Here is a 20,582-nt window from a genome sequence, read left to right on the forward strand (position 1 = left end):
TTATAGATATAGTTAGCGAAAAAACTGTTAGGTGAGACTCCTACGTGAACACACGCTATCGCCCAGAAACATCCAGAGATGCCAACGGGTTAAATAGGTGTCGTCGATTTAAGGCGAGATCCAGATAGCTAGCATGTGCTTACGTCACGTAGTGTTAAAACTGAACGATGAGTATGACAAAGCCTTGTTTGGCGTTGAGTCACCTGCAGTAATAGCAGGTGGCTTTTTTGTTTGCTTGTCAATCTGAATGAGAGGGGCAAAGAATGTTAAAAGCAGCTAGTAAAAAGCGCTTGAATGTCGACATTCGTAGAATTCAACAGATTGCTCGTGAATCGCGTAGTGAGACGCTAGCGAGGTTGCAAGCTAGTGCAGAAGGGCTTTCCACCAATAAGGCTGAAGAAAATAGAAAAGAATATGGCAAAAACGAGATAAGAAACAATGTTAACGCGTCGAAATGGCGCTTATTCTGGGAATCAATCGCTACGCCATTTACAGTAGTGCTGATTATCTTGACGTTGGCCACTTTGTTTACCAGTTATATCTTAGTGCCGCAAGGCGATAACGTAGATACAGTCATTGTCATGGCAGTCCTATTGATTATTTCAGTAGTGGTTAATTTTGTTCAAAAAATTAGAATTGCCAAAGTTACGGAAAAATTGCTTGATATGGTTTCAGTCACTACTAACATTCGTCGTGATGGCGACAACGTGGAACTGCCTACCGATGAGGTTGTAGTAGGAGACGTGATTAACCTGTCGGCTGGTGATATGATCCCAGCGGATATGAAGTTATTGACGAGTAAAGACCTCTTCTGTTCTTCTAGTTATCTAGATGGTGATCCTGAGCCTGCCGAAAAAATGGCTAACGTAGCCCTGAAGCCGAAAATGTTGGCTGATTATCTGAATTATCCCAATATTTTATATGAGGGTACAACGGTCGTCTCTGGGTCTGGCAGTGGCATCATCTTTGCTGTAGGCAACAACATCGTTTTTGGCAAAAAAGTACAAGAAATTTCCCGCAAAAAGGTGAAAACTACTTTATTCGATCGTGAAATGAAGCAGTTAGCGAAGATTTTGATTATTGCAACCGCAATTTTAGTGCCACTATTATTTATTATTAATGGTCTTACTAAAGGAGATTGGGGTGAAAGTCTCGTCTTCGCTTTGGCTGCTGCCGTGGGATTAACGCCGGAAGTTTTGCCAATTATCGTGAATAGCAACTTGAAAAAGGGTGCGCTTGAAATGTCTAAGCAAGGTGCCATGGTGAAGCAATTGAATGCTATTCAGAATCTAGGTTCGACCGATGTCTTTTGTATTGATAAGACAGGAACATTGACACAGAATCAGGTTGTATTAGAGCGACACTATGATCTTGATATGGATGAAACGCCACGAATTTTGAAATTCTCATATTTGAATGCGTATTATCAAACGGGCATGAAGGGCTTAATTGATAAGGCGGTCATTGACGCGGCTGGAGATGAATTAGATGTCAATGAAATTCAGCGTGACTATAACAAGATCGATGAGATTCCATTTGACTATACTCGTAAAAGAATGAGCGTCGTGGTTGTCGATAATGATGAGCATCACGGTCAGCACTTATTGGTAACTAAAGGTGCGGCAGAAGGGATGCTTGATATTTCTAGCAAGATTGAACTAAATGGTAAAACTGAAGATCTAACTGCAGCTTGGCGCAAGAAAATTTTAAATCAGATTAATGAATTAAATGATGATGGTCTGCGCGTATTATTAATCGGTTATAAGCTTAATCCTGCTCCTGTGGGAGAATTTTCTGCTAAAGATGAAACTGATTTAACGATCATCGGTTATTTGGCTTACCTGGATCCACCTAAAGAAAGTACCAAAGAAGCTCTTCAGGAGCTGAAAAACGATAATGTGAATGTCAAAATCTTTACCGGTGACAATGAAGCCGTTACGCGTGCAGTTGCCTTACAAGTTGGCTTAAATGTCGATACGGTGTATGACGGTCAACAAATTGAGGCAGCTACGCCGAATGAATTGGCCGAAATTGTAGAGAAATGTGATATTTTCGTGCGTCTAACACCAGAGTTGCGGACTAAGATTATCAATGCCTTGAAGCAAAATGGTCATACCGTTGGCTATATGGGCAATGGCAATAAGGACGCTTTGGCGATGAATGTTGCTGATGTGATGATCACGTCGAATAACGCGGTAGATATCATTAAGGAGTCCGCGGATATTGTCTTTGAGCAGAAGGACTTACAACTGCTTGAAGAAATGATCATCATGGGGAGGAAGGTCTTTTCCAATACGATGAAGTATATCAAGACCTTCTTAGTAACTAATTTTGGCAGCATGATTGCAATGGTGGTGTCATCTCTGATTTTGCCATTTTTGCCATTATTGCCTTTGCAGCTATTAATCCTAAATCTGTTATATAGTATCAGTTGTTTAGCGATTCCATTTGATAGCGTGTCAAAGAACTATGTCAAAAAGCCGCAAAAGTGGTCAATTAAAAAGTGGCCTAAATTTGTGTTGAACTTTGGCCCAATTCCGGCGATTATTGACTTTATTGCAATGGCGGGGATGTTTTATTGGTTTTGCCCTAATCTAGTAGGAACTAATTATCATCATTGGGTCTTTGTATCATTATTTTATTCAGGAATTTTTGTAGAATCGCTGTGGACGCGGTCAATGGTAATTCATGTTTTGCGTGATGAGAGATTTCCATTCTTTAAACAGCGCGCCACACCGCTTGTTTTTTTGGTCACGTTGGCTTTAGCCTTATTTGGCAGTGCATTGCCTTCTTCTAATATAGGTCCTAATCTAGGATTAATGCAGCTACCGTTAAGTTTTTCATTGTTTGTGGTGGTTTTGGAAATTATTTATGTTTTACTGACAACCGTGGTGAAAAAGTTATATTTGAAAAAAGAAAAATTTTAATTAAAGAAGGAATTGGCTTTATTTGGGTCAATTCCTTTTTAGATTTCATGGTAAGATAGAATAGATATTTTAGACGAATAAAGGAGTATGACAATTAATGGCTGATAAAGATACTTTTTATATTACAACCCCAATTTACTATCCTTCTGGTAGATTAACTATCGGTAATGCTTATACGACAATTGCAGCTGACACCATGGCCCACTACAAACGCAGTCAAGGCTATGATACCTTCTTCTTGACTGGTACTGACGAGCACGGCTTGAAGATTGAGCAAAAGGCCGAAGCACAAGGCATCAAGCCACAAGAATTCGTAGATAAGATGGCTGCTTCTTATAAGAAATTATGGAAGAGTCTGGATATTTCTTACGACAAGTTCATTAGAACTACGGATAAGCAACATGTGGTAGCTGTCCAAAAGATTTTTGAAAAACTTTTAAAACAAGGTGATATTTACTTAGGCGAATACACTGGCTGGTACTCAGTTGAAGATGAAGAATACTTCACTGAATCCCAATTAGCTGAAGTTTACAAGGATGATGATGGAAACGTCATCGGTGGTAAGGCACCAAGTGGTCATGACGTGCGCTTGGTTAAGGAACCATCCTACTTCTTCAAGATGAGCAAGTATGCCGATCGTTTGGTTGAATACTACAAGGAACATCCTGACTTTATCTTGCCTCATTCCCGTGAAAATGAAATGATCAACAACTTTATTAAGCCAGGCTTGGAAGACCTTTCCGTAACGCGGACCACGGTTGACTGGGGTATTCCTGTGCCAAGCGATCCTAAGCACGTGGTTTATGTTTGGATTGATGCTTTGTCCAACTATATTACTGCTTTAGGTTATGGTTCAGATGATGATTCATTATTCAAGAAGTACTGGCCTGCTGATGTTCACTTGGTAGGTAAGGAAATCGTTCGCTTCCACACTATTTATTGGCCAATTATGTTGATGGCATTAGGTTTGCCACTTCCTAAGCATATCATCGGCCATGGTTGGGTATTGATGAAAGATGGCAAGATGTCCAAATCTAAAGGCAACGCTGTTTACCCAGAATCATTGACGAGCCGCTACGGGGTTGACCCACTGCGCTATTACTTAATGCGTGCTCTTCCTTTTGGTGCTGATGGAATCTTTACGCCAGAAGACTTTATTGAAAGAATCAATTATGATTTGGCTAACGACTTGGGCAATTTGTTAAACCGTACTGTTTCCATGATCAACCAATATCAAGATGGTCATGTTGCTGCTACTGCTATTGCGCAGGATGAATTTGGCGAAGATTTACAAAATACTGCAGCTAGCGTCATTAATGATTACAGAGAGTACATGGACTCATTGCACTTTTCACACGCTTTAGATAGTATTTGGAAATTGGTAAGTCGTGCTAATAAGTACATTGATGAAACTACCCCTTGGGTATTGAACAAGGAAGGCAAGACTGAAGAGCTTTCTCGCGTAATGTCTAACTTAGCGGAAAGCTTACGTTTAATTGCCGTGATGATTGCGCCGGTAATGACTGAGACTGCTCCTAAGATGTTCTATCAACTGGGCTTAAACTGGGGTGATCACGAGCAAAGAAAGTTGGCCTTTGGTGACTTTGCCTGGAATGTTAAGGTAGTGGAAAAGCCAAAGCCAATCTTCCCAAGACTTAAGGCTGAAGAAGAAGTTAAATACATTAAAGACGAAATGGCTAAGGCTAAACCAAAGAAGACTACTAGAAGCGAGCAAAAGAAGGGTAAAGAAATTACCATTGATGATTTTGATAAGGTTAAGATTCAAGTGGGTCAAATCTTGTCAGTAGAACCTGTTCAAGGCTCAAAGAAATTGCTCATGTTCAAATTGGACTTTGGCGATGGCAAGGAACGTCAAATTTTAAGTGGTATCCGCAAGTTTTATCCAGATGCTAGCGAATTGCTTGATAAGAAAGTTTTGGCTGTTACTAACTTAAAGCCACGGAAGATGTTAGGACACTTGAGTGAAGGCATGCTTTTATCTAGTGAAAAGAATGGCGAGATCAAGTTGGCTATTGTCGGTGATGAGCATGCAGTTGGAGCTGAATTAGGTTAATGGAGATTATTGACAATCATACTCATTTAAATGATGAACCTTTTCGCGGTAAAGAGCAGTATTATCTTGTCCGAGCTAAAGCTTTAGGCGTGACCAAAGTGATTTGTGCTGGTCAAGATCCTGACTTTAATCAGCGGGCAGTTGATTTAGCACAAAAATTCGATAATGTTTACGCAATGGTAGGCTACTGTCCTGATGTCGCTAAGGACTACGATCAAAAGGCTGAAGATGAGTTGATTAAGCAATTAAAGATGCCAAAAGTCGTTGCCATGGGTGAGATTGGCCTGGATTATTATTGGGATGAATCTCCGCGTGACGTGCAGCGAGAAGTATTTGCTCGCCAGATTGAAGTGGCACATGACTTGAAGATGCCGGTTGATATCCATACCAGAGATGCATTTCCAGATTGCTATGACATTTTGAAAAACAGTAATCTAGAGTATGGCGCTATTTTGCATAGTTTTAATGGTGGTGTTGATTGGCTGAATAAGTTCCTTAATTTGAATGTCTACTTCTCATATTCGGGCGTAGTTTCCTTTACTAAGGCTATTGAAGTGCATGAGAGCGCCAAGGCTGCGCCACTTGATCGAATTCTAGTAGAGACTGATGCGCCATATTTAACGCCTAAGCCATATCGTGGTCGGCAAAATGAAACGGGTTACGTGCGATATGTGGCTGAAGCTATTGCTAAATTGAGAGATATTCCACTTGCGGAAGTTGCAGATGCTACATATAAGAATACAGTGAGAGTTTATGGGCTTGAATAAAAAGAATTTTGATGCGGTAATCGTTGTCGAGGGAAAAGACGATACTATCCGTTTAAAGCAGTTTTTCCCTGGAATTGAAACGATTGAAACTAATGGTTCAGCCGTTTCAGATAAAGTGTTGGCACAGATTAAAAAACTAAGTAAAACAAGACAAATTATTGTCTTTACCGATCCGGATTTTAACGGTGAGCGTATTAGAAGAATTGTGACGAACGCTGTGCCTAATGCTAAGCAAGCCTTTATCACGCGCAAAGAAGGCGAGCCTCATAAAAAGGGTAGCTTAGGCGTAGAACATGCTTCAAAGGAAGCATTAACTAGAGCCTTAGGCGATTTGCATGAAGTTGAGCCACAAAAGAGTGATTTAACCGAAGACGCGTACCGCAATTTGGGTCTAGCTGGTGGCAGTGGTTCGCGCAAGTTGCGTGAACAAGTAGGAATTAAACTAAGTGTTGGTTACGGTAATTCCAAGCAGTTTTATAACCGTTTGCATACCTTTGGCATTTCGCTTAATGAATTGAGAGTGGCAGTGAAGGAGGCAAAGGATGGCAAATAATATTCCAATTGGTTCCCCTGTTAGAATGCAAGCAATTATTAATCGTTACTTCGTTAAAGCTAAGAAAAATTTAGGGCAGAACTTTTTGGTTGATCAAGCGGCTATTTTAGGTATCGTACAAGCAGCAGATATTCAGCCGAATGATCAAGTTATTGAAATCGGCCCAGGAATTGGTTCATTAACTGAGCAATTGCTTTTAGCTGGAGCCAAAGTTTTCGCTTATGAGGTAGACGACAGCTTGCCTGAAATTTTGCAAAATGAATTGCCCCCCAAAATTGACAATCAACCGTTAAGCCAACGCTTTAAATTGCTGCTGAAAGATGTTTTGAAGGCTAATTTTAAAGAGGATTTGGCAGGCTTCTTTGATCTGAAAAAGCCAATTAAGGTAGTGGCTAATTTGCCGTACTACATTACGACGCCAATTATTTTTGCTTTAGCCGAGTCAGATCTGCACTTTGCTAGTTTGACCTTAATGATGCAAAAAGAAGTTGCGGAAAGATTAGAAGCTAGTCCTGGCAATAAAGAATATGGTCCATTAACAATTTCTGTTCAAACAGAAATGAAGGTAAACCTGGCTCTGCAGGTAAGTCATAATTCATTCATGCCACGGCCCAAGGTAGACTCTAGCGTAGTTGTCTTAACTCCGCTTAAAGATAAGCCTGTGATTGGTAATCGACAGCATTTCGTTTGGGTAGTTAAGATGTGCTTTGCACAAAGAAGAAAGACGCTGAACAACAACTTGAAGGCATTAGTTCCTGATAATACGACAAGAGAGGCCCTAATTAAGGAATTAGGCGTTGATCCACGGATTCGCCCGGAAGATTTAACAATTAAACAATTTATTAAAATTGCTAGAAATGTACATAGGAAGTAGTGCTAAGTGTATAATTTTTTGCGGTAAGTTGAATAATTAATTAAAAAAGCTCAAGTCCTTTGAATTTGGACTTGAGCTCAAACAAAAAGACCAGTAGTCTGATGTTAAGAACAAAAAACACATTAGAAGCTGGTCTTTTATGGAATCTATTATAGCTGATATCGTAAAAATTATTAAGTCTGAAAATAATGTTATTGCCCGTGAAAAGGCATTAATGTGCTATTTCTTTGATCTGATTAGAGAATTGATGACAGCAGCACTAGAAGAAGTTGATGCCGGCTTAGTTGAAGAAACTAAAAAGCAAGGCTATCAGATCGAGAAGAAAAATAAGCGTTCAGTTGTGACTGCCTTGGGTGAAATCAGCTATAAGATATGCTTGTCCTGGCAAAAAGGCTAAATATCCACTGGATAAGCTGATGGGCTATGACAAATATAAGCGTTACAGTGTTTTGGCAGTGAAGGATATTTTGCAGGTTAGCGCCGTGGCAACTTACCGCAATACTGCTTTAGCTGTTAATACTCTCTCCTGTTTCAAGATTAGCCATAGTCAAGTTGGCAAGCTGATTGTGCAAGCAGGCAAACAGATTAAAGTACAGCAGCAGTCTGAGGAAAGATACGATGGTATTACCCAAAAGAAAAAGGTGCCAGTGCTTTATCTTGAAGGCGATGGCGTTGTGATTAAGGGCACCAAGAAGCGACTGGAATTTCATCGCTATCAGGTCTGCGAGGATATTATTAATTTAAGCAAAACGCGCAGAAAGAGAGTACAGGCCAAAGAGTTTGTTTCTTTAAGCCGCTTGGATGCTTTACCAGAAATTAAAGCTTATTTAGCCAATACCTATGACTTAAGCAATACTTTAATCATCAGTAATGCCGATGGCGGTGCTGGTTATGCCAAGAAAGATTTTGCTGAAATAGTTGGCTATTGCCGGCAGCACGAACCCTTCTTGGATGTCTTTCACTTGAATAAAAAGATCAAGGACCGTTTAGGCTTTATGCCGGCTATGCCAGGCAAATTGATCAGTGCAGTTGAGTTTAAATATGACCGTCACTTAACTGATGTGATTTTAGACACGATTGAAAGCAATCTGGTTGATGAGCTGAATACGCCAGAAAATCATGAGAATTTAAGGCGCCTGCGCAGCTATCTTCATCGTCGCTGGGTGGATATTAAGCCATTCAAAATGCGTCATTTGTCCGTAATTAAAGCAATTGGTTGCTGTGAAAGCAATCACCGCAAGTATACTTATCGCGTCAAAGGGCAAGGAAAATACTGGTCAGAAGATGGTGCCGAAGGAATTTTGCGTGTGCTGACTTGATTAAAAACAAAGAGCTGGAATACTGGCTTAGCAGTGAGTTTGCAGGTGGACAGCTCGATATTGGTGATCAAAAAGACCTGAAAGGTGCAGTTCGTGCCAGCCTAAGAAAGACGCATGAAGCTCATCTGGGCATTCATCACGGCGCCATTGAAAGCTTAACAGCAGGTCATAGCTATTTGGATGATTTCGGCAGAAAAATAAGTCAAATAAATATTTAAGAAATTAAGGTCAGACTAATGGATAATAGCCTACCGCAAAAATATTGACACTTACGAAGTAGTGTATAATATTGATTTTATTATATAATTGTGATAAACTTGTTCTAAAGGAGCTGTTGTTTAGTGCCAACATCAATTATCACAATTAAAAACAAGCTGGATTCTCACTTAGGTGATACCTTAACAGTGGTAGCTCAAGCGGGTCGTAAGAAAGTTACTAAGAGACGGGGAGTTTTAAAAGAAACATTCCCTGCAGTGTTTGTGGTCGATCTTGATCAACATCAGAATAATTTTAAACGTGTTTCTTACAGTTACACTGATTTATTAACTAGAAGTATTGCATTGAAGTTTGATGATGAAGCTGAAGCTTAAACACAATTGAAAAATGACACTAGCATTTATTAAAATGTTAGTGCTTTTTTTTGCCCTTTAGAGTATATTTATTAAGTATCAAAGCAAACATTAGAAAGGAAATATCATGAAACGTTCAGAAAGATTGGTGGACATGACCAAATATTTAATGGAACGTCCTCATACTTTAATCGCATTACCATTTTTTGCTAAGCGCTATGGCGCTGCTAAGTCATCGATTTCAGAAGATTTGGCGATTTTGAAGCACACTCTTGCTGGCAATCAAGACGGAGTTTTGGAAACTGTCGCTGGTGCAGCGGGTGGCGTCCGTTATATTCCATTTTTAGGTAAGAAACATGCAGAAGATTATTTAACAAATTTAGCAGCTAGAATTGAAGATCCTAGTCGTATTTTAGCTGGCGGTTTTGTTTATCTATCAGATATTTTAGGCGATACACAGGACTTACGCAGAATTGGTGAATTAGTAGCTACTCACTATGCGTATGATGACGTTGATGCCGTAATGACTATTGAAACTAAGGGAATTGCTTTGGCTCAAGCCGTGGCCCGCTATTTAGATGTTCCATTTGTAACTGCTAGAAAACGTTCTAAGGTTACTGAAGGAGCTACTGTTTCCGTTAATTACATCTCTTCTTCACTAGCTCTAGTTTCTAAGATGGAATTGCCAACTCGCGCTCTGGCTAAGGGATCTAAGGTCTTGATTGTCGACGACTTTATGAAGGGCGGCGGCACTTTGACTGGGATGGAAGAACTAGTTAAGGAGTTCGAGGGTACTATTGCAGGGACTTGCGTGCTTTGTGAAGCTGACTTCGATAAGGAAAAATTAGTTAATAATTACCTCTCTTTGGTAAAAATCAGTAAAATTGATACTGCTAAGAAGTTGATTATGGCTCAACCAGGCAACTTCTTGGATAATACTGATTTTGACCGCTTTTAAAATGTTATACTAAAAACAATTTTTAATTATTAAGAGGTTAGTTACTAATGAAAAAATATGTTGTTGTTCTTGCCGCAGGCAAGGGTACTAGAATGAAGTCCAAGTTATATAAGGTATTGCACAAGGTTTGTGGCAAGACGATGGTAGAACACGTTGTTGATGCTGCAAGCGGAGTAAATCCTAGTGAAATCGTTACCGTCGTAGGTACTGGTGCTGGTGAAGTAGAAAAGGTACTAGCTAATAAGTCAGAGTTTGCCTTCCAAGAAAAGCAGCTGGGTACTGGCGATGCCGTAATGACTGCTAAGGAAGCATTAGGTGATAAAGATGGTGCAACTTTGGTTGTTACAGGCGATACTCCATTGTTTACCAGCGATACTTTTAATGAATTGTTTAAGTATCATGCAGAAAAAGGCAATGCTGCTACTGTTTTGACTGCAGAAGCACCTAATCCTTTTGGTTATGGTCGAATTATTCGCGACGCTCAAGGCAATGTCTTGAGAATCGTTGAACAAAAAGACGGTAACCCAGAAGAATTAAAGGTTAAGGAAATCAATACCGGCGTCTTTTGCTTTGACAACAAGAAGTTGTTTGAAGCTTTAAAGCACGTTGACAACAACAACGCTCAAGGCGAATACTACTTGACTGATGTACTTGAAATTTTGCGTAATAGTGGTGAGCGTGTTGGTGCTTACAAGATGCCAGACTTCAGTGAAAGCTTAGGCGTAAATGATCGAATTGCTTTAGCTCAAGCTACTAAGACAATGCAAAGAAGAAGTAACGAAGCACATATGCGCAATGGCGTTTCATTTATCGATCCAGATACTGCATATATTGACAGCGACGTTAAGATTGGCAATGATACGGTGATTGAAGGCAACGTAGTAATTAAAGGCAATACTGAAATCGGTAGCGGTTGCTATATTACTAATGGTTCAAGAATCGTTGATTCCAAGATTGGCAACAATGTAACTATTACGTCTTCAACTATTCAAGAAGCTGAGATGGACGATAATACTGATATTGGCCCTAACTCACACCTTCGTCCTAAGGCAATTATTCGCAAGGGTGCACATATTGGCAACTTCGTTGAAGTTAAGAAAGCGGAGATTGGTGAAAATACTAAAGTAGGTCACTTAACTTATGTTGGGGATGCTACTTTAGGCAAGGATATTAATATTGGTTGTGGTACTATCTTCTCTAATTATGATGGGGTTAAGAAGTTCCATACTAATGTTGGTGACCACTCATTCATTGGTGCTGGTGCAACTATTATTGCACCAGTCAATGTAGCTGATCATTCATTTATTGCTGCTGACTCAACAATCACTAAAGATGTTGATAAGTTTGATATGGCAATTGCTCGCGGTCGTCAGACTAACAAGCCTGACTACTGGCATAAATTACCTTTGTCTCAAGATAAAGACTGGAATTAACTCAATTAATTAATAAATAACCTTAGCTAAAACGGCTAAGGTTATTTTTATTCATAAAATGATGTATAAGATATAGTAAATTATATAAAATGTACTTTTATTTCGCTATGTATATATATAAACCCAACTAAATAAAATAACGCATCTGCTTAAAACAACTAAATTTCATAAAAGAGAACTCTATATAAGTCTAATCTTATAGCCTTTATAGCAAATAAATAGCAATAAAAATAACAGAACTATTGGCAAATGGTAATTAAAGCATTACAATAGAGGCACAAACAGAGAAAAATTGAATAGAGGTAGAGATCTATGAAAACGAATCATAAGATTATAATGTTATCAGTTGCTGCAATGATGGGAATTAGTCCTATTGTAGGAATTAGTTCTTTGCATGCTGGAGAAGTAGTTTATGCAAGCACTTATCGTACTGTTGGAAGCAATAGGGTCAAGGTAATTAAGGATACTTGCTTTGTTAATTCCAAAGGCAAGGCTCTTAACCTTAAGTCATAATGCTTACGTTTATAATTCTAAGGGTAAGAGAGTAGACAATGGCTTAGGCAAGTATTTTATTAAAAAGGGTACTTCTATGTCATATGTTGGCACTAAAAAGATTCATGGCAAGAAGTATTATAATCTAGGCCACGGCGAGTACATTAAGGCTGGTAACGTTAAAGGTTCATTTTCAGCAGTTAAGCCGCATGCTACAACAGCACCGACGGCTTCAGGAGCTACCCCCAACTGATATGAGCGAGCCTAATTTAACTTTAAAGGCTAATGCTTATCCGTATAATGCTAGTGGTCAACGGATGGGCAGTTATTTGGGCTTTACTTATATTAAGAAGAATACTACCATCAATTACTATGGTACTAAGAGTATTAAGGGTAAAAAATACTACTACATTGGTGATGACGCTTATATTAAGAGTGGCAATGTTGGCAAAGTTCGCAGTCAAGTAGCAGTTAAGCCACATGCTACGACGGCTCCCACAGCAGAACATAATCAAGCATCGCTTTCTATGCCTCGCGGCAAGCATACAATTACTTTGAAGAAGAAAGCTTATGCATATGATAAAAATGGCAAGCGCATGTACAACTATTTAGGTTATAGTTATATCAATAAAGGTGCTGAGTTGAACTATTATGGTACCAAAAAGATTAACGGTCGTACTTATTATTATGTTGGTGATGATGCTTACATAAAAGCCGTTAATGTGGGAACAAAAAAATAAGAAAAGCTTAAAGTGAAAATATTTGCTTGCAAATTCAAATAAGAGCTCTACAGTATAGTTGCTAATAAGTATTTTTTATATGAGGTAGGTATTATTTATGAAATTAAGTCATAAGTTGGTAATGGTATCAGCAGCAGTTTTAATGGGTGTAAGCCCAGTTTTAGGAATGGCAGAAAACAGTGTTTCTGTGCAAGCTGCTCCAATCGCTCATGCTAAGGGTGTACACAACACTTATGGTAAGAACAGTCGAGTTAAACTGACTAAGACCATGAAGTTTGTTGATAGATTTGGCAAGAAGACTTCTAAGACTGCACCTAAGGGTGGGCATTACACTATTTGGAACGTTAAGACAATTAATGGTCAAACTTACTACAGCATCCAAACTGATTTAAAGTACTGGATTCCAGCAGCAGCTACTGAAGGTACAGTAACTTACAAGTCAGGCAATACTACTTATACTCTTAAGTCTAATGGCAAGAAGGTTACTACTTCTAAGAGTGTAAAGAAGAGTGCTAAAAAGTCAGCTAAGAAGGTAGCCAAGACCACTAAGAAAACTACCAAAAAGGCTAAAAAAGAAGTCAAAAAAGCAACGAAAACTACTAAAAAAGAAGCAACGAAAACTACCAAAAAGGCTAAAAAAGAAGTCAAAAAAGCAACGAAAACTACTAAAAAAGAAGCTAAGAAAACGACAAAGAAAGCTTCAAATAAGGTTGCAAAGAAGAGCAATTCTAAGAAGACTATTAAGCCGGTAAAAATTACCATGAAGAGAAGAGCTTACGTATACGACAAGAATGGTAAGCGTGTTAAGAACTATGAAGGCACCTATTACGTTGGTAAAGGCATTACTGTTAAGGGCTTAGGCACTAAGACTATCAAGGGCGTTAAGTACTACGCATTACAACCTAACCATTATTACGTAAAGGCTTCAGATGTAACTGTTAAGTAATAATTAATCATGAAAGATACCTTTTCATTAAGAAAAGATGTCTTTTTTGTTCCAAAATTGGCAAAAATGAAATTTGGATTTACAATAGATAAATGAATTTGAATTTAAATTTTAGATCTGAGGTATTTATTAATGAAATTAAGTCATAAGTTAATTATGGTATCTGCAGCTGCATTGATGAGTGTTAGTCCATTATTAGGCACTAATCAAAACGTTAATGCTGCAACTTCCAAATCATCTAAGACCACTGCTAAGAAGACTTCAACTAAGAAAGCAGCTTCTAGCAAAAAAGCTACTGCTAAAAAGACTTCTAGCAAGAAAACTGCTGCTAAGAAATCTACTTCATCCAAGAAGTCAACTTCAAAAAAGGCAAGTTCTAAGTCATCTTCTAACAAGATCACTCTTGTTCACAATGCTTACGTATATGACAAAAAAGGCAAGCGTTTAGACCAGTATATGGGCAGTGCTAAGTACACTACTATTGCTAAGGGCGTGACTGTTACCTCAAATGGTACTGTTAAAATTAAAGGCACTGTTTACTACAACTTAGGCGGTGGTGCTTATATTAAGGCAGTTAATGTTGATGGTAAGGCAGCTGCAACTACTAATGATAAGAAGGCCGCTTCATCGAAGAAGGATACTGACACAAATGATGATACTGACAGCGTTAAGTTGATTCATAACGCTTATGTTTACGATGAAAATGGTAAGCGGATTAAGAAGTACAACGGCAAATCCAAGTTAAAGAAGGGTACTAAGATTGACGTTTATGGTACTCAGATCATTAATGATAAGAAGTATTACCAATTAGATGAAAAGGGTACAGCTTTTGTGAAAGCTGGCAATATTGATGCTAAGAAGGTTAACAAGACAACTTTAAAGCACAATGCTTACATTTATGATGAAAACGGTGATACCAAGAAGAAAACTGTTAAAAAGGGTAAGACTGTAACAATCATTGAAGCTAGATATATCGGTACTAAGCTTTACTACAAGATTGGTGATGATCAATTTATTAAGGCTTCTAACGCTGGCAAGGTTTCTGGCCCAGAACTTGAACCAGTTAACGAACCAGATGGTGCAGCAACTGTAGTTGTGCCTGATGAAGATACCACTGATGCTAATGCTTCATACGTAACTATGACTAAGCTTGCTCCACTTTACAATGTTAAGGGTCAAGCAGACAACACTAGATCATTTGGCGAAGGTCAAAGACAACAAGTTTCTGAATTAAGATACATTGCAACTTCAGCTACTAGCACTCCAGAATTATTCTACAAGTTAGCTAATGGCAGAGGCTATGTAAAACAATCTGATGTTCAATTTAGTGGACGCATTCTTAATGCTGCTAACACTCCAGAACAAGCTAAGGCAGATGTAACGATCGCAACTTCAGCTAATAAGACTAAGCTTGCTCAAAGCATTAGTGAAGCAGATTCTGTCAGAAATTCAGAAGCCTTCAAGCTTGCTTCACAAGCTGCTAAGAATGGCTACAATGAAGCTATCAGCAAGGCAATTAAGGTTAATGACAATAAGACTGCTACTATCGCTGAAGTTAATGACGCAGAAGCAAACATTGTTACTGCTAAAACTAACTTAGGTGGCAAAAAAGTTGCCGTAGCTAATTTAAGCAATTTAACTCCAAACGAAGTAACTGAAATCGTTAAGTTAGCTGCAGCGGTAAACAATGTTCCTGAAACCGCTATTCAATTTACGAACAACAATACTGTTTTATCAATTGTAACTAACGGTTACCACCAAACTTTGAACATTAATGATTATGCAGTTCAAACTAGTCAAAACTAATTATTGATTTAAATAAATGAAAATAAGACGTAGTGCACACAGAGATGTACTACGTCTTATTTTTTAGGATATTTTCGTTGTACTAGAAAGTACAAGTATATTCTAGCTTTTTTAGTCATAAATAGTTAGTGCTTTTGCTCTGTTTTTTACTATTACAGGTAAAATCTTGTTATAATTAAAGAGTATGTAGTTCTTTTTGGAATAACTTTTGCTAAAATAGAGCTGGTTAAATATTTTTACGGAGGAAATTATGTCCTATAAAGACGATATGATGATTTTTGCCCTTAATTCAAACGTGCCATTGGCACAAAAGATTGCGGATCGTGTTGGTGTGCCGCTATCTAAGTCCAGTGTTGAACGTTTCAGCGATGGCGAAATTCAAATTAACATTGATGAAACTGTACGTGGTAAAGATGTATATCTGGTTCAATCAACTAGCAAGCCAGTTAACGACAATTTGATGGAATTGTTAATTATGATCGACGCTGTACGCCGCGCTAGTGCCCGTACAATTAACATTGTAATGCCTTACTATGGTTATGCTCGTCAGGACCGTAAGACTCGTGCACGTGAGCCTATTACCGCCAAGCTAGTTGCTGATATGCTTCAAACAGCTGGTGCTAACCGTATCTTGTCACTTGACTTACATGCACCACAGATTCAAGGTTTCTTCGACATCCCAGTCGACAACTTAATGGGTGCTCCATTATTGGCTGACTACTTCTTGCGTAATCACCTTGAAGAAGGCGCAGTTGTTGTTTCACCTGACCATGGTGGTGTTAACCGTGCTCGTAAGTTAGCTGAATTCTTGGGTTGTCCGATTGCTATCGTTGATAAGCGTCGTCCTAAGGCTAATGTTGCCGAAGTTATGAATATTATTGGTGATGTTAAGGGCAAGCGTGCCATCATTATTGACGATATGATTGATACTGCTGGTACTATTACTTTAGCTGCCCAAGCATTGATTGATGCTGGTGCTACTGAAGTTTATGCGAGTGCCACTCATGCTGTTCTTTCAGGTCCAGCTATTAAACGGCTAAATGATTCTCCAATTAAGAATTTAGTTTTGACTGATTCAATCAATCAACCAGCTGAAAACAAATTGGATAAGATGCTTTTAGTATCGGTTGGCTCACTAATGGGGGATGCCATTAAGTGTATTCAAAACCACAAATCACTTAGCCCATTATTCAACACCAGATATGAAGCTGACAAGAATAAGTAAAAGATATTTAGAAATTAGAAGGCGGTTAGTCAATTTGACTAGCCTTTTTTTAGCAGGTGATAAAAATGACACAATACCTAGCTTTTGATATTGGCGGTACTAATTTAAAATATGCGTTGATTGATGAAAAAGGGCAAATTAGTGAGAAGAAACGTATTAAAACTAGTAATGAAAGTCTAGACTCATTTATGGATTCCCTTTACATCGTTGGCGACAAATATGAAGGCAAGTTCGAGGGAATTGCAGTCTGTGCGCCAGGCAAGATTGATACCGAGCACAAGACGATTTATTTTGGCGGAGCTTTATCTTTTTTAGATGGTTTAAATTTAGAAAAAACATTAGGGAAGAGGTATCGTGTCCCAATAGCTGTAGAAAATGATGGCAAAGCCGCCACTTTATCTGAACAATGGCTAGGTGAATTACGCGGTGTAGATGATGGCGTTGCCCTCACTTTAGGTACTGGCGTTGGCGGTGGTATTGTGGTGAACCATCGCGTGGTTCATGGCTGGACCTTTCAAGCTGGAGAACTTAGCTGGATGATCATTAATTCGGGACTAGGCACGCAGAACGTAGCTGCTTATACTGGTTATAGTTGTTCTGCAGTGAACATGATTCGGAAGATCAATTTAGCTTTAGGCAATGTGAATGATCTTGATAACGGTCGAGCAGTTTTTGAAGCGATTGATAAAGGCGATTTGCGTGCAACTGCAATTTTTAATCGCTATTGTCGCAGCGTAGCAATTATGATCATTAATATCCAAACCGTGATTAATGCCTCCAAGTTTGTAATTGGTGGTGGAATTAGTGCACAACCAGCTTTAATTAGCGGCATTGATGATCAATTGCATAAGATTCTTGCTAATAATCCAATGATCGGTAAGCAAATGATTGTGCCTCCAGTTGTTGCCGCTAAGCATGGTAATGATTCCAACCTATATGGAGCATTATATGCATTGCTATTAGAATTGAAAGATAAGAATTAGGTCAAAATAAAAAAGAGTTAGTTGCAATGACTAACTCTTTTTACGTTGCTAAGCAAAATTATTTTTGACTTTCACTGATTGCCTTAGCAATTGCGACGCTGGCTGCGGCAACTGTAACTACCATAGCGGTCTTGCAGCCTACCTTGACTACGTCTTTAACCAAGTCTTTGTTGTCGTGAATGAAGTCGAATGACAACTTGGTGTAATCCATGCAGTAGCCATGAACGGTACTCATCAAGTCTTTAATTTGCTTGTAGCCGTTTTTTTCAACGTGGTTAACTGCTTCAGGTTCAATATGGGTTCTAACGTCTGTGTTTAAGTTTTCGTTATCCATTGTAATACCTCATTTCTATATCTTATCTATATTTTACTTCTTTTTATCTCGTTTAGGTCTTCTTAAATACCGCAATGCGCCATTCTTAACATATTTTTGAAATTGATCGTAAAGTGTAGCGAAGATTTGCGGCTGATCTTCATCGTGGGCTAGCATTGTCTTAGGGAAGAAGAAGCGCTCATCCCCTTGAAAAGTTCCATTTAAAGCGCGGACTAACGGGCTCATTTGTGATAGTTCAATCATACTGCCGTCATCCTGCATAATCTCAATCTGGCTATTAGCGTTTTTGCCCGAAGGCTTATAAGCATCATATGGCTCATCGAAGGCTGAATTAATTGCAGTATAGTAATCAGGATTAAAACCAGCTTGCTTAATGATGTTTTTAAGTTTAGGTAATAGGTTTTTAGTTTCTTCGTCGATTCTGACACTGGCTAGAGGTTCTCTGTAAAGATAGCGTTTGGCCAGGTCTGATAGAATAGGATCGCGTGCTTCAGTCCACATGGAAAAATTGGTTTCCATAACGCCATCGTCTAATTTAAGATAATCATCAAGCGTCCAATTGCCTGCTAAAAATTTGGCTAAGCTAGGTGTAACTTGTAAGTTGCCTTTTTGGTAAATAGCTTGTGCCCGTTCAAGCAAATGATGCAGGATAACCTCCATTGAACGCCCCACGCGGTGAAAATAAACCTGTTGATACATTTGATAGCGTGAGACGATATAATCTTCAACTGCATGCATCCCATTATTGGTAAAGCAAATCCCATCTTGGTAAGGACGAATCACACGTAGAATTCTCGAAAGATCAAACAAGCCATATTTCACGCCTGTGAAGTATGCATCACGTTGTAAATAATCCATCCTGTCTGCGTCAGCTTGGCTAGAAATCATTTTGACTACTTGTGCGTTAGGGTATGTTTTGGCAATTACGCTAGCCACTTGTTCTGGAAAGTTAGGCGCCACTTGCTTCAATGCCTGATTAATTTCTGTATCAGGATCAGTAATAATTTTTTGCCCGATTTTTTCATGATTAGTGCCAAACAAATGCTCGAAAGTATGCGAATAAGGGCCATGACCGATATCATGCAATAATCCCGCACATTCGACCAATAAGCGATTATCATCGTTCCAGAGGCCATCATCTGGACTGGTTGAGGGGTATTTTTTAGTAAAAATATCGCAAATGCGCCGAGTTAATTCATAAACGCCTAAATTATGTTCAAATCTGGTATGCGTTGCCCCAGGGAAAACGTAGCTTACCGGTCCTAGTTGTTTAATTCTGCGCATACGTTGAAATTCCTTAGATTTAATGACGTCTAAGACAACTTTATCTTCAATGTGAATGTAGCCATGAACCGGGTCACGGAGCACGACTTCTTGTTTTAATTTTGGACTTTGAAATCTTGCCATAAAAATTCACCAAGCTTGTTAATTTAAATTTTGAAAAAATATATTAAAATAGAATACGTCTACTTAAAATTATAGCAAAGATGTGCATAGATTGGTTAACGGAAGGGATGAGAACGTGGCAGCAATTACAATTAACCTAACTAGTAAAATTACACAGGATAACGATACCGAAACTTTTACGAGACATGCACGCGGTACGATGACTGAAAAAGATGGCATTATTAGAATTGCTTACGCTGAAGAACAAGAGATTCCGGTCAAGATGCTCTTAAAAGAAGATGAACTATTAATTCGCCGCGGCGTTGATCAAAACAACTATTCTTTTATGAGGTTCATTCCTGGTGAAAAGGGAAAGTGTCGTTATGTCGTAGAAGGTCGGCAGATGGATATGGTCAGCGTGACGAATTTATTAGAATATACAGCCAAAGAAGACGGTTCACATCAACTTCGGGTTGAATATGACCTCTTTAATGGACTATACTTAATAAGTAACTATGCAGTCACGTTGATTTTTACTTAAACGCCTAGTAAAATAGTAAAGATTGTATAAGAGAGGACGTACAGCTGTGGGATTAGACAAATTTAAAGACAAAAACCGTGATGAATTGTCAATGATCGAAGTTGCTCGTGCAATTTTGGAAGACAATGGTAAGAGAATGGCATTTGCCGATATTGTTAATGCCGTACAAAAATACTTGGACAAGAGTGACGAAGAGATTCGTGAACGTTTGCCACAATTCTATACTGACATGAACACTGATGGTGAATTTATTTCAATGGGTGAAAATGTGTGGGCACTTCGTTCATGGTTCCCATATGAATCAGTTGATGAAGAGGTCAACCACCCAGAAGATGAAGACGATGATGATTCACGCAAGCACCATAAGAAGGTTAATGCTTTCTTAGCAAGTGCTACTGGTGATGATGACATTATCGACTACGATAATGACGATCCAGAAGACGACGACTTAGATGCCACTGCTGATGATAGTGATGATGATTCTGATTATGACGAAGATAATGACGATGCAGATGATGTTTTGCCAGATGGCATTGAAGGTCAATTATCACAATTAAACGATGACGATGATGACGACGAAGATGATTAATTTGCTTGACTTGAATAGAAAAAGCAGATAATATTTTTGTTGGGCACCCTATGTGCGTTTAGCTCC

19 protein-coding genes, 1 pseudogene and 1 riboswitch are annotated in these 20,582 nt (G+C 38.8%); of the genes and pseudogenes, 18 read left to right on the forward strand and 2 right to left on the reverse strand.

All coding sequences use genetic code 11. The annotated features are described in order from the left end of the window. Positions 1-16 precede the first annotated feature (16 nt). Positions 17-180, forward strand: a riboswitch (M-box (ykoK) riboswitch). 83 nt (positions 181-263) lie between these two features. The 16 genes and pseudogenes from mgtA (at position 264) to ICI50_RS01355 (ending at position 17,666) form a co-directional block, all read left to right on the forward strand. Continuing rightward, complete coding sequence (mgtA, locus tag ICI50_RS01285) at positions 264-2,927, forward strand: magnesium-translocating P-type ATPase (protein ID WP_013855270.1); 2,664 nt, start codon at positions 264-266, stop codon at positions 2,925-2,927. Positions 2,928-3,024: 97 nt separating this feature from the next. Beyond that, positions 3,025-5,001, forward strand: coding sequence for a methionine--tRNA ligase (gene metG / locus ICI50_RS01290; protein ID WP_188891797.1), 1,977 nt, complete (start codon positions 3,025-3,027; stop codon positions 4,999-5,001). Then, positions 5,001-5,768: a TatD family hydrolase gene (locus ICI50_RS01295; protein WP_188891799.1), complete on the forward strand. Its 768-nt coding sequence runs from the start codon at positions 5,001-5,003 to the stop codon at positions 5,766-5,768. Before metG ends, ICI50_RS01295 begins: the two co-directional genes overlap by 1 nt. Then, positions 5,755-6,321 carry a ribonuclease M5 gene (gene rnmV, locus ICI50_RS01300; RefSeq protein WP_013855273.1) on the forward strand — a complete coding sequence of 189 codons (567 nt, stop codon included), beginning with the start codon at positions 5,755-5,757 and terminating at the stop codon, positions 6,319-6,321. Before ICI50_RS01295 ends, rnmV begins: the two co-directional genes overlap by 14 nt. Further along, complete coding sequence (rsmA, locus tag ICI50_RS01305) at positions 6,311-7,195, forward strand: 16S rRNA (adenine(1518)-N(6)/adenine(1519)-N(6))-dimethyltransferase RsmA (RefSeq protein WP_188891801.1); 885 nt, start codon at positions 6,311-6,313, stop codon at positions 7,193-7,195. The genes rnmV and rsmA overlap by 11 nt, the downstream gene beginning before the upstream one ends. A 139-nt stretch (positions 7,196-7,334) precedes the next feature. Beyond that, positions 7,335-8,732: pseudogene (locus ICI50_RS01310) on the forward strand (ISLre2 family transposase). 123 nt (positions 8,733-8,855) lie between these two features. Further along, a complete protein-coding gene (locus ICI50_RS01315; protein WP_013855275.1) occupies positions 8,856-9,104 on the forward strand; it encodes a Veg family protein in 249 nt (82 codons plus the stop codon). 106 nt (positions 9,105-9,210) lie between these two features. Then, positions 9,211-10,041 carry a pur operon repressor gene (gene purR, locus ICI50_RS01320; RefSeq protein ID WP_188891802.1) on the forward strand — a complete coding sequence of 277 codons (831 nt, stop codon included), beginning with the start codon at positions 9,211-9,213 and terminating at the stop codon, positions 10,039-10,041. Between the two features lie 47 nt (positions 10,042-10,088). Beyond that, positions 10,089-11,474 (forward strand): bifunctional UDP-N-acetylglucosamine diphosphorylase/glucosamine-1-phosphate N-acetyltransferase GlmU, encoded by a 1,386-nt coding sequence (glmU, locus tag ICI50_RS01325; protein ID WP_013855277.1) that lies wholly within the window; start codon positions 10,089-10,091, stop codon positions 11,472-11,474. Between the two features lie 312 nt (positions 11,475-11,786). Next, on the forward strand, positions 11,787-11,987 hold the full coding sequence (locus tag ICI50_RS10725; RefSeq protein ID WP_025084276.1) for a hypothetical protein: 201 nt from the start codon (positions 11,787-11,789) through the stop codon (positions 11,985-11,987). After that, on the forward strand, positions 11,947-12,219 hold the full coding sequence (locus ICI50_RS10730) for an SLAP domain-containing protein (RefSeq protein WP_236694810.1): 273 nt from the start codon (positions 11,947-11,949) through the stop codon (positions 12,217-12,219). Before ICI50_RS10725 ends, ICI50_RS10730 begins: the two co-directional genes overlap by 41 nt. Position 12,220: 1 nt before the next feature. Further along, positions 12,221-12,706, forward strand: a complete 486-nt coding sequence (locus tag ICI50_RS01335; protein WP_244040366.1) for an SLAP domain-containing protein — start codon at positions 12,221-12,223, stop codon at positions 12,704-12,706. A 97-nt stretch (positions 12,707-12,803) separates the two neighbouring features. Continuing rightward, a complete protein-coding gene (locus ICI50_RS01340; protein WP_188891804.1) occupies positions 12,804-13,652 on the forward strand; it encodes an SLAP domain-containing protein in 849 nt (282 codons plus the stop codon). Positions 13,653-13,784: 132 nt separating this feature from the next. Next, entirely contained in the window at positions 13,785-15,458 is a 1,674-nt protein-coding gene (locus tag ICI50_RS01345; protein WP_013855281.1) for an SLAP domain-containing protein, read from the forward strand. Positions 15,459-15,708: 250 nt separating this feature from the next. After that, positions 15,709-16,683 carry a ribose-phosphate diphosphokinase gene (locus ICI50_RS01350; protein WP_056941131.1) on the forward strand — a complete coding sequence of 325 codons (975 nt, stop codon included), beginning with the start codon at positions 15,709-15,711 and terminating at the stop codon, positions 16,681-16,683. A gap of 65 nt (positions 16,684-16,748) precedes the next feature. Further along, positions 16,749-17,666, forward strand: coding sequence for an ROK family protein (locus ICI50_RS01355; RefSeq protein ID WP_013855283.1), 918 nt, complete (start codon positions 16,749-16,751; stop codon positions 17,664-17,666). A 58-nt stretch (positions 17,667-17,724) separates the two neighbouring features. On the opposite strand, the gene ICI50_RS01360 is transcribed toward ICI50_RS01355, so the two are convergent. Further along, positions 17,725-18,000 (reverse strand): hypothetical protein, encoded by a 276-nt coding sequence (locus tag ICI50_RS01360; RefSeq protein ID WP_013855284.1) that lies wholly within the window; start codon positions 17,998-18,000, stop codon positions 17,725-17,727. A 33-nt stretch (positions 18,001-18,033) separates the two neighbouring features. After that, positions 18,034-19,407 (reverse strand): HD domain-containing protein, encoded by a 1,374-nt coding sequence (locus ICI50_RS01365; RefSeq protein WP_013855285.1) that lies wholly within the window; start codon positions 19,405-19,407, stop codon positions 18,034-18,036. A 115-nt stretch (positions 19,408-19,522) separates the two neighbouring features. Here ICI50_RS01365 and ICI50_RS01370 point away from each other — a divergent pair, with 115 nt between their 5' ends. Next, positions 19,523-19,927 carry a YwiB family protein gene (locus ICI50_RS01370; protein ID WP_054640571.1) on the forward strand — a complete coding sequence of 135 codons (405 nt, stop codon included), beginning with the start codon at positions 19,523-19,525 and terminating at the stop codon, positions 19,925-19,927. Positions 19,928-19,973: 46 nt separating this feature from the next. Continuing rightward, positions 19,974-20,516, forward strand: a complete 543-nt coding sequence (gene rpoE, locus ICI50_RS01375) for a DNA-directed RNA polymerase subunit delta (protein ID WP_013855287.1) — start codon at positions 19,974-19,976, stop codon at positions 20,514-20,516. The last annotated feature ends 66 nt before the right edge of the window (positions 20,517-20,582 follow it).

Origin of the sequence: Lactobacillus kefiranofaciens (assembly GCF_014656585.1) — a bacterium.
GTDB lineage: Bacteria > Bacillota > Bacilli > Lactobacillales > Lactobacillaceae > Lactobacillus > Lactobacillus kefiranofaciens.